Raw genomic sequence first — 8,945 nt, 5'->3', positions numbered from 1 at the left:
GACTCGATCGCCAGCAACCCTACCGACCCGGATCGGGCTCCGCCACCGCACCGGCGTCGTCGGCCGTCGTGGCCGTCCGTGCCCGCGCGCGGCCGGCGACCGCCCCGAGGACCCCGTTGACGAAGCCTGCGGAGTCGTCGGTGGACAGCGACTGGGCGAGTTCGACGGCCTCGGCGATCGCGACCGCGTCGGGGACCTCGTCGTTCCAGCGGATCTCCCACACCCCCATGCGGAGGATGCAGCGGTCGAGCACGGGCATCCGCGCGATCGTCCAGCCCTGGGCGTGGTCCACGATGATCCGGTCGATCTCCGCGCGGTCGTCGTCCACTCCCGTGACGATCTGGCGTGCGTAGTCCCAGCTCGAGGCCCGCTCGGGCTGGTCGAGGTGGCGGACGGTCTCGGTCGCGAGGACCTCGGCGATGGGCAGGCCGCGGACCTCGGCGACGTAGAGCATGTCGAGTGCGCGTTTCCGCGCCTTCGAACGGGCGCTCATCGAACCCCCGCCTCAGTCGTTGACGCGGCCGAGGTAGTCACCCGTGCGGGTGTCGACCTTGACCTTCGTGCCGGTCTCGAGGAAGAGCGGCACCTGGATCTGGTAGCCGGTCTCGACGGTGGCGGGCTTCGTGCCGCCCGTCGAGCGGTCGCCCTGGAGGCCCGGCTCGGTGTACGTGACCTCGAGCACCACGCTGGCGGGGAGCTCGACGTACAGCGGGTTGCCCTCGTTCATCGCGATGGTGGCCATCGACGACTCGAGCAGGAAGTTCTTGGCGTCACCGACGATCTCGCTCGGGATCGTGACCTGGTCGTAGGTGTCGGTGTCCATGAACACGTAGCCGTCGCCATCCGTGTACAGGTACTGGAAGTCGCGTCGGTCCACCGTCGCGAACTCGAGCTTCGCCCCCGCGTTGAACGTGCGGTCGACGACCTTGCCGGACGTGACGTTCTTCATCTTGGTGCGGACGAACGCGCCGCCCTTGCCCGGCTTGACGTGCTGGAACTCGATGACGGACCAGAGCTGGCCGTCCATGTTGAGAACGGCGCCGTTCTTGATGTCCGTGGTGCTCGCCATGCGCGTGTGTTCCGTTCGATGTTGAGATGGTGGTGTTCGTCGGGTGGCCGGAGGCCTCGGACAAGTGTAGCGGAGCCGACCCGGTGCCCCTCCGGGCCGCCCCGGGAGGAGGGGCTAGACCCCGACCTCCTGGTAGGCGGTGAACAGGAGGGCCGGTTCCGGCCCCTCGAGCACGATCGGCTTCGCGAGGCCGTCCAGCACGATGAACCGCAGCATGCCGGCCCGTGCCTTCTTGTCGCGGCGCATCGTCGCGAGCAGGCCCTCCCATCGGCCGAGGGGGTAGGTCGTCGGCAACGAGAGCGACTCGAGCACGGTCCGGTGGCGGTCCACCGTCGCGTCGTCCAGGTGACCGGTCAGCCGCGCGAGTTCGGCCGCGAACACCATGCCCACGGCGACCGCAGCTCCGTGCCGCCACTGGTAGCGCTCCGCGTGCTCGATGGCGTGCCCGAGCGTGTGCCCGTAGTTCAGGATCTCGCGCTTGCCCTGCTCGGTGAAGTCCGACGAGACCACCCGCGCCTTGAGGTCGATCGCGAGCTCGACCACGCGACGGAACTCCGGGGTGGTCGGATCGGTGACGCGGTCGACGTCGCGCTCGATCGTGTCGAGGATCTCGGGCACGGCGATGAACCCGGCCTTCACGATCTCGGCGAAGCCCGTGAGGATCTCGTTCCTCGGCAGCGTCGTGGCCAGGTCGAGGTCGACGACGACGGCGCGGGGCGCGTAGAAGGCACCGACGAGGTTCTTGCCCTCGTTCGTGTTGATCCCCGTCTTGCCGCCGACGCTCGCGTCGACCATGCCGAGCACGCTCGTCGGCACCTGCACGAGCGCGACCCCGCGGAGCCACGTCGCGGCCACGAACCCGGCGAGGTCGGTGACCGCACCACCCCCGAGCCCCACCACGGCGTCCGTCCGCGTGAAGTCGGCCTGCCCGAGGATCTGCCAGCAGAAGGCCGCGACCTCGACCCGCTTGGCGGACTCCGCGTCGGGCACCTCGGCGATGAGGGCCTCCAGACCGGCGTCGACGAGACGCGCGCGGAGCACCTCGGCCTGCTCCGCGAGCGGCGCAGCGTGCACGATGAGCACCTTCGCGACGCCGCGCGGCAGGACCGTCGGCACCGCCTCGAGGAGACCGTGCCCGACGGCCACGACGTACCCGTCGTCCCCGCCCACCCGGATCTGCGTCGTGCCGTCCGGCAGCGCCGTGCTCGTCGTCATGGTTCCTCCTCTGGTGCCGGCGCGCCGGCGGCCGCCACTGGTGCCGATGCTGGTCCTGGTGTCTCGGCGGCGCGGACCCAGGCGACGACGTCGTCGACCACGCGGCTCATCGGACGCCGTGAGGTGTCCACGACCACGTGCGCGAGGGACGCGTACGTCGCTGCGCGCGCATCCGCGATCGCGGTCCACGCGTCGATGCCGCCGACGGCCAGGAGCGGGCGGTCGGTCCCGACGATGCGCTCGGCGACGGCGTCGGCCGAGACGGTGAGCAGCACCACCCGGCACGTCGCGATGGCCGCGCGGGTGGCGGCGTGCGTGACGGCGCCGCCACCCACCGCCACGACGCCGCCCGTGTCGAGCGCGGCGTCGACCGCGGCCCGCTCGAGGTCGCGGAACGCCGCCTCGCCGCGTTCGGCGAAGATGCGGTCGATGGGTCCGTGTCCCCGCACGATCTCACGGTCCGTGTCGGTGAAGGGCACGCCGAGCGCCTTCGCCGCGCGCTTGCCCACGGTCGACTTGCCTGCGCCCATCGGACCGATGAGCACCACGGGCACCGCCAGCCGATGCGACCGGGTCCACGTGTCGTCGTGGCGAGCGACGCCCGACGGTCCGGAGCCCGGCGGCGTCGCGCTCACAGGGACGGTGTGGGCTGCTGAACGTCGGCGGACGACGTCACGCCACGCGTCCGCAACGACGCCGGGATCGCCGCGAGGTACGCGTCGAGGTTCCGCTTGGTCTCGCCGACGGAGTCGCCGCCGAACTTCTCGAGCACGGCGTCGGCCAGGACGAGCGCCACCATCGCCTCGGCGACGACGCCCGCGGCCGGTACGGCACAGACGTCCGAGCGCTGGTGGTGCGCCGAGGCGTCCTCGCCGGTCGCGACGTCGACCGTGTGCAGCGCGTGGGGCACCGTCGCGATCGGCTTCATCCCGGCACGGACGCGGAGGACCGTGCCCGTGGACATGCCGCCCTCGGTGCCGCCGGCGCGATCGGACGTGCGGTAGATCTCGCCGTCGGCCTGGAACAGCTCGTCGTGGGCCGCGGAACCCCGCCGCGCCGCCGTCGCGAAGCCGTCCCCGACCTCGACGCCCTTGATCGCCTGGATGCCCATGACCGCGGCGGCGAGCCGGGCGTCGAGACGCCGGTCCCACTGCACGTGCGACCCGAGCCCCGGCGGGAGACCGTAGAACAGCACCTCCACGACGCCGCCGAGCGTGTCGCCGTCCTTCTTGGCGGCCTCGACCTCGGTGACCATGCGCGCGCTCGTGGCGGCGTCCAAGCACCGCAGCTGGTCGTCGTCGAGCCGGTCGACGTCCGTGGGCACGGGCAGCGGCGCGTCGTCCGGTACCCGCACCGTGCCGACCTGCAGCGTGTGGCTCACCGACGTGATGCCGAGTTCCGCCAGGAACGACTTGGCGACGGCGCCGAGTGCGACTCGCGCCGCGGTCTCGCGCGCCGACGCGCGCTCGAGGATCGGACGCGCCTCGTCGAACGCGTACTTCTGCATGCCCACGAGGTCGGCGTGGCCCGGTCGGGGTCGGGTGAGCGGCGCGTTGCGACCGCGGGAGGCGTCCGTCGTCTCGACCGGCTCGGCGTTCATCACCTCGACCCACTTGGGCCACTCGGTGTTCCCGACGCGGATCGCGATCGGGCTGCCGAGGGAGGACCCGTGGCGGACACCACTCGAGATGTGCAGCTCGTCCTGCTCGAACTTCATGCGGGAACCACGACCGTACCCGAGCTTGCGGCGCGCGAGGTCGGCGCGGATCTGCTCGTACGACACCGGGACGCCGGCCGGCAGCCCCTCGAGCACGGCGATGAGTTCGGGTCCGTGGGACTCACCTGCGGTCAACCAGCGAAGCATGGTGTCCATCCTCCCACAGCCCGAACGGCCGGCCGCCGCCCGGGATCACTTGTAGTCGGGGTGGGCCTTCATCCACGCCTGCCACTGGGCGACCGCGGCCTCGTGTTCCGCGTAGGTCGTCGAGAACACGGTCGCTCCGGTCTGCAGGTCGACCGTCACGAAGTACAGCCAGCTGCCGGCCGCGGGATGCATGACCGCGTTGATGGCGATGTCGCCCGGGTTCGAGATCGGACCGGGCGGGAGCCCCTTGTGCTGGTACGTGTTGTACGGGTTGCCCGCGTCCGCGCGTTCGGCGTCGGTCGTGGTCACCCGGTCCGTGTGCCCGGTGCCGTACGCGACCGTCGCGTCCGACTGGAGCGGCATGCCCTGGTCGATGCGGTTCTGGAACACCCGGGCCACCTTCGGGTAGTCGGCGGCGAGTCCGGCTTCCTTCTGCACGACCGAGGCGAACGTCACGACGTGCGCGCGTTCGGCCACCGGCACCCCCGCGTCGTCGAGGTGCTGGTTCATGGTGTCGACCATCGACTGGAAGTACTGCGTTGCCGTCCACGACGGGTTGATCGGGTACGTGGCGGGGAACAGGTAGCCCTCGAGGCTCGTCACGCCCGCAGGGAGGCCGTAACCCGAGACGTCCGCGGCGGCGGCGGTCACCGACGCCTGCGTGAGGCCGGCCTTGCTCACGAGTGACGCCTCGACGTCCTTGAGCACCGCGCCCTCGGGGATCAGGACGGTCGCGGTCACCTTGTTCGCGCTGTCCTGCAGTGCCGCGAGGGCCGCCTTCGCGCTCATGTGGTGCTTGAGCTGGTACGAACCCGGCTGGAACTGGACGTCCTGCTTGGTGAGGAGGAGCTGGTAGAACGCGGTCGAGGTCTTGACGACACCGCTCCGGTGCAGGGTCTTCGCGACGTCGCTGCCGATGTCACCCTCCTTGATGGTGACCGTCACCTTGCCCGTGCCGCTCCCCGTGTAGTCGGTGGGTTCCTGCTTCTTCGTCAGGCTCGCGACGACCGACTGGACCTTGGGCACCACGAACAGGGTGGCGCCGGCACCCCCCGCGAGCACGATGGCGACGATCACGATGCCCGCGACGACCGCGCCCCGCGAGCGACGGCGGCGCGGCGGCTGCGGACGCCGGGAGGCCCCACCGCGACGCCCGGAGCGACGCCCGTCGCCGACTCCCCCGTCGCGCCCCGCCGCGGCTCCGACGGCGACCGCGGCGGCATCCTGCTCGGCCCGGCCGGGCGCGTCTCGGTCGGCGTTCTCGTCGTTGTGGTGGCCGAACAGCGCACGGACGTCGCTGTGGTGGTGGTCCTGTGGGTCGGTGACGACGTCGTCGCCCCCGCTGCTGCGGTCGGCCCGGGCCGCGGCCTCTCGAGCTGCGCGGCGGGTCAGGTGGGGAGGACGAGCATCGGCGGCGCTGGGTCCGAGCGGAGCTCCGGCGCGGTCCGGAGCGGAAGGTGCCCGGTCGTCGGCGGCCCCGACGGCGCGGTCGTCACGCTGCTGGTCGGCATCGTCGCCGGGCGCGATGATCGCACGCCAATCAAGGTCGTCTGCCACGCTGCTCGATGTTCCTCGGGTCGGTGTTGCTCGGATCGGGTCGCTCTCGCACGAGTCACGGGATCAGTGACCCCGGCGGAGTGCCTCCCGAGCGCTCTCGGTCGAGCGCATGTTGCAGAATGATAACAGCGGCGGCTTGATCGATGACGGCTCGCGATCTCCGGCTGTCCCGGCCCACCTCGCGCATGCCCCGCTGGGCGCTCACGGTCGACAGCCGTTCGTCCACGAGGCGCACCGGGACCCGGGTCGCGATCCGTGCGGCGAAGGCCCGCGCGTCCGTGGTCGACGGGGTGTCGTCCCCGGACAGCGACAACGGGAGCCCGACGATCACCTCGATCGCGTCGTACTCCGCCGCGAGCTCGAGGATCCGGGGCACGTCTCGCCGGTCATCGCGACGGACGGTCTCGACCGGGGTGGCGAGCAGGCCGTCGCGGTCCGACACCGCCACCCCGATGCGCGCCCGTCCGACGTCGACGCCGAGGCGCCTCCCGGTGCGCACGCCGGTCAGGCGCCGAGACGATCGGTGACCGCGCGGAGCGCTGCGGGGAGCGCCGCCACGTCGGTGCCGCCGCCCTGGGCGAGGTCCGGCTTGCCGCCGCCGCCCCCGCCGAGGACGCCGGCGGCCTCCTTCGCGAGGGGGCCCGCCTGGACGCCGTGCTGTCGAGCGGCGTCGTTGGTGGCGACGATGACGGCCGGTTTGCCGTTCACGACCGCACCGAGCACGACGACGGCCGCGTCCGTGCCGAGCTGCCCGCGCACGGCGGTCGCGAGGGACCGGAGGTCGTCCGACGAGTTCAGGCCCTCGACCGTCTGCGCGACGACGGTGGTGTCGCCGACCTTGCCAGCGGTCCGAGCGATGCCCGGGACGCGCTGCTGCAGGTTCGCCGACTCGAACTCGGCGATCCGCTTCTCGGCGCTCTTGAGGTCGGCCATCAGTCCGGCGACACGGGCGGGGAGGTCCTCGCGCGGCGCCTTCAACGAGCTCGACAGCTGCGACACGATGGTCCGCTCGACGGCGAGGTCGCGGAAACCCTCGAGCCCGACGAGCGCCTCGACACGGCGGTTCGTCGACCCGACGCTGCTCTCGCCCACGAGGTTGACGAGCCCGACCTGGGCGCTCGACGCCACGTGCGTGCCACCACACAGCTCGCGCGACCAGGGTCCGCCGATGTCGACCATCCGGACCTCGGACCCGTACTTCTCGCCGAAGAGTGCCTGCGCCCCGAGCGCCTTCGCCTCGTCGAGCGGCAGGACACGGGTCGTGACGTCGAGGTCGGACCGGATGGCGCCGTTCACGACGTCCTCGATCTCGGTCCGTGTCGCGAGGGACACGGGCTGGCTCCACGAGAAGTCGAGCCGCATGTACCCGGCCTTGTTGTACGAGCCGGCCTGCAGCGCGTCGGGCCCGAGGATCTCGCGCAGTGCCGCGTTCACCAGGTGCGTCGCGGAGTGGGCCTGGGTCGCACCGCGCCGGTACTCGGCGTCGACCACCGTGGTCGCGGCGTCACCGACCCCGACCTCGCCCGACCGCACCTGCACCGTGTGGCTGTACAGGTCCGCGACCGGCTTCTGCACATCGAGCACCTCGAGGTCGAAACCGTTGCCGACGATCGATCCCTGGTCGGCGTCCTGTCCGCCCGACTCCGCGTACAGCGAGGTCTCGGCGAGGACGATCTCGGCGATGTCGCCCGCCACCGCGCGGTCCACGCCCCGGCCGTCGACGATGATCCCGAGCACACGGGTCTCGGTCTCGAGGGTGTCGTACCCCGTGAACACGGTCTCGCCCTGGGCACGGAAGGCGCTGTAGACGCTGAGGTCCGCCAGCGCGCGCTTCTTGCTCTTGGCGTCGGCCTTGGCACGAGCACGCTGGTCCGCCATGAGGGTGTCGAACGCCGCGCGGTCGACACGCAGGCCGGCCTCCTCGGCCATCTCGAGCGTGAGGTCGATCGGGAACCCGAACGTGTCGTGCAGGAGGAACGCGGTGTCGCCGCCGATCGGGGCACCCCCGTCCTGCTTGGCGCGGTCGACGGCGACGTCGAGGATGGTCGTGCCCTGCTCGAGCGTGCGGAGGAACGCGTCCTCCTCGGCGAAGGCGAGCCGCGCGATGCGGTCGAAGTCGTCGTGGACCTCGGGGTACGCGGCCTTCATGGCGTCGCGGGACGCCGGGAAGAGCTCCGGGAAGGTGGCGTCCTGGACCCCGAGGAGTCGCATCGCGCGGACCGAACGCCGGAGCAGCCGCCGGAGGATGTACCCGCGGCCCTCGTTCGACGGCTGGACACCGTCCGACATGAGCATCAGCGACGACCGGACGTGGTCCGCGATGACGCGCATGCGGACGTCGTCACCGTGGTCGGCGCCGTACCGACGACCGGAGAGCTCCGCGGCGCGGTCGAGCACCGGGCGGACCTGGTCGATCTCGTACATGTTGTCGACGCCCTGCTTGAGGAAGGCGACGCGCTCGAGACCCATGCCCGTGTCGATGTTCTTGCTCGGGAGCTCCCCGACGATCTCGAAGTCGTACTTCGAGCGGACGTCCTGGATCTGGTACTGCATGAACACGAGGTTCCAGATCTCGACGTAGCGGTCGTCGTCGGTCGCGGGGCCGCCGTCGGCGCCGTAGGCAGGACCGCGGTCGAAGAAGATCTCGGAGCAGGGGCCCGCCGGGCCGGGTTGACCGGTCGACCAGTAGTTCGTGTCCTTGTCGAGCCGCTGGATGCGCTCGTCCGGCAGCCCGGCGATCTGCTTCCAGTACCGGATGGCCTCGTCGTCGTCCTTGTACACGGTGACCCAGAGGTCCTTCGGGTCGAACCCGAGACCCCCGTCCGACTCGTTCGACGTGAGCAGCTCCCACGCGTACGTGATCGCCTGCTCCTTGAAGTAGTCGCCGAACGAGAAGTTCCCGTTCATCTGGAAGAACGTGCCGTGCCGCGGCGTCCGCCCGACCTCTTCGATGTCGTTCGTGCGGATGCACTTCTGCACGCTCGTGGCCCTGGGGAACGGCGCCGGCACCAGACCGGACAGGTACGGGATGAACGGGACCATCCCCGCGACGGTGAACAGCAGCGAGGGGTCGTCCGACACGAGCGAGGCGGAGGGGACGACGGTGTGGCCACGGTCCCCGAAGTACTCGAGCCAGCGGCGGCGGATGTCAGCGGTCTGCATGGTGCTTCCTGGTCGTGACGGTGGACTGGCGGGGTGACGGAAGGCGCCCCCGGGCGGAGACCGGGGCCGGCCGCACCG

Annotated in this window: 8 protein-coding genes; all 8 read right to left on the bottom strand. The window is 71.3% G+C overall.

Going from position 1 to position 8,945, the window contains the following annotated elements; all coding sequences use genetic code 11:
* Positions 1-19: 19 nt before the first annotated feature.
* The 8 genes from nusB to alaS all read right to left on the bottom strand — a co-directional run bounded on the left by nusB (position 20) and on the right by alaS (position 8,867).
* Positions 20-493 carry a transcription antitermination factor NusB gene (gene nusB, locus DEI92_RS09010; RefSeq protein ID WP_111013250.1) on the bottom strand — a complete coding sequence of 158 codons (474 nt, stop codon included), beginning with the start codon at positions 491-493 and terminating at the stop codon, positions 20-22.
* A 12-nt stretch (positions 494-505) separates the two neighbouring features.
* The gene (gene efp, locus DEI92_RS09005) at positions 506-1,069 is read right to left on the bottom strand and encodes an elongation factor P (protein WP_111009159.1); all 564 of its coding nucleotides are present in this window, start codon (positions 1,067-1,069) and stop codon (positions 506-508) included.
* Between the two features lie 114 nt (positions 1,070-1,183).
* The gene (gene aroB, locus DEI92_RS09000) at positions 1,184-2,284 is read right to left on the bottom strand and encodes a 3-dehydroquinate synthase (protein ID WP_258368474.1); all 1,101 of its coding nucleotides are present in this window, start codon (positions 2,282-2,284) and stop codon (positions 1,184-1,186) included.
* Positions 2,281-2,838 (bottom strand): shikimate kinase, encoded by a 558-nt coding sequence (locus tag DEI92_RS08995; protein WP_111013387.1) that lies wholly within the window; start codon positions 2,836-2,838, stop codon positions 2,281-2,283. Before DEI92_RS08995 ends, aroB begins: the two co-directional genes overlap by 4 nt.
* Positions 2,839-2,915: 77 nt before the next feature.
* Positions 2,916-4,148, bottom strand: a complete 1,233-nt coding sequence (aroC, locus tag DEI92_RS08990) for a chorismate synthase (RefSeq protein ID WP_111013249.1) — start codon at positions 4,146-4,148, stop codon at positions 2,916-2,918.
* Positions 4,149-4,193: 45 nt separating this feature from the next.
* Positions 4,194-5,705, bottom strand: coding sequence for an endolytic transglycosylase MltG (gene mltG / locus DEI92_RS08985; protein WP_258370146.1), 1,512 nt, complete (start codon positions 5,703-5,705; stop codon positions 4,194-4,196).
* A gap of 55 nt (positions 5,706-5,760) precedes the next feature.
* Complete coding sequence (gene ruvX, locus DEI92_RS08980) at positions 5,761-6,204, bottom strand: Holliday junction resolvase RuvX (RefSeq protein WP_181434789.1); 444 nt, start codon at positions 6,202-6,204, stop codon at positions 5,761-5,763.
* A gap of 5 nt (positions 6,205-6,209) precedes the next feature.
* A complete protein-coding gene (gene alaS / locus DEI92_RS08975; protein WP_111013248.1) occupies positions 6,210-8,867 on the bottom strand; it encodes an alanine--tRNA ligase in 2,658 nt (885 codons plus the stop codon).
* Positions 8,868-8,945 lie beyond the last annotated feature (78 nt).

Origin of the sequence: Curtobacterium sp. MCBD17_034, from assembly GCF_003234515.1 — a bacterium.
GTDB lineage: Bacteria > Actinomycetota > Actinomycetes > Actinomycetales > Microbacteriaceae > Curtobacterium.
The sequence above is the reverse complement of the archived record's forward strand: the minus strand, read 5'-3'. Positions and strand labels throughout refer to the sequence as shown.